The sequence below is a fragment of the Aetokthonos hydrillicola CCALA 1050 genome, assembly GCF_017591665.1.
Taxonomy (GTDB): domain Bacteria; phylum Cyanobacteriota; class Cyanobacteriia; order Cyanobacteriales; family Nostocaceae; genus Aetokthonos; species Aetokthonos hydrillicola.
This window is the reverse complement of sequence record NZ_JAAKGC010000409.1, coordinates 1-1,287: the sequence shown is the minus strand read 5'-3', so window position 1 is coordinate 1,287 and position 1,287 is coordinate 1. Positions and strand designations below refer to the sequence as shown.

1 protein-coding gene is annotated in these 1,287 nt (G+C 41.9%); it reads left to right on the top strand.

The features are described from left to right. The coding region (gene iscB, locus G4P69_RS38395) for an RNA-guided endonuclease IscB (protein WP_208355251.1) at positions 1 to 1,259 on the top strand (1,259 nt) is incomplete at its 5' end. Positions 1,260 to 1,287 lie beyond the last annotated feature (28 nt).

Genomic DNA, 1,287 nt, shown 5'->3' with positions numbered 1-1,287 from the left:
AATCAGGCAAAGCCAAAATTGTAGGAAGAGATCCGTTTACGATTCAGTTGATTTATGGCAGCAGTGGCTACAAACAACCTATTTCATTAGGAATTGACGCTGGCTATAAAAACATCGGGTTTAGCGCCATCACTCAGAAAGAGGAGTTAATTGGTGGAGAGGTAGAACTTTTAGATGGGGTGTCAGAACGCATTACCGAAAAAAAGAAATACCGTAGAACCCGCCGCAATAGATTACGTCATCGTGCCAAACGGTTTGATAATCGTAAACGCAATGAAGGCTGGTTAGCCCCATCGATTCAACACAAACTAGATACTCATTTGCGGTTTGTAGAGCGTGTTAAATCCAGGCTACCCATCACCAAAATAACGGTAGAAACAGCCTCCTTTGACATTCAGAAACTCAAAAACCCAGACATTCAAGGGGATGGATACCAGCAAGGAGAGCAGCTAGGCTACAAAAACTTAACAAACTACATTCGTCATAGGGACGGGTACAAGTGCCAAAATCCAGACTGCAAAAATAAAGGTGCTGACAAAGTTCTTCAAGTTCACCATATTGGGTACTGGAAGAATCCACCAGATAGAAGCAATCGACCAAGCAACTTGATTACTCTTTGCGATAAGTGTCACAGTTCACCCAACCACAAAAAAGGAAAGATTTTGCACGGATGGCAACCAAAGGTTAAATCATTCAAAGCAGAAACTTTCATGTCTACTATCTACAAACGAATATTAGAGGATCTGTGTGCAGAGGAAGCTTTCGGGTATGAAACAGATTTTAAACGCAAAGAATTAAAACTCGAAAAAAGTCACCACAATGATGCTTTCATCATCGCTGGGGGAACGATTCAGCAAAGAACAGAACCTTTAATGATTGAACAAATTCGTCGTCATAAAAGGTCAATGGAACAGTTTTACGACGCCAAATACATCGATAAGCGTACAGGAGAAAAAGTCGCTGGCTCTATCTTGAATTCTGGTAGACGTACCCGCAATAAAAACCTGAATGGAGAAAACTTAAGAGTTTATCGCGGCAACAAGGTTTCCAAGGGTCAACGACGCATCAAAAAGCAACGTTATCGTTACAACCCCAAAGATTATGTGATGTTTGAAAACAATGTTTATCGAGTCGTTGGAATGCAAAACTTAGGAACTGGTGTCAAATTAGCCAACTATCCTGGTGTTGCAAACAAGGTTGTTAACGTCAACAAAGTTCAGTCCATTAGAAGGAGAAGCGGTCTATGTGTCCATGCATAGCTTGGCGGCTCTGCCCTCCACCCCGCTC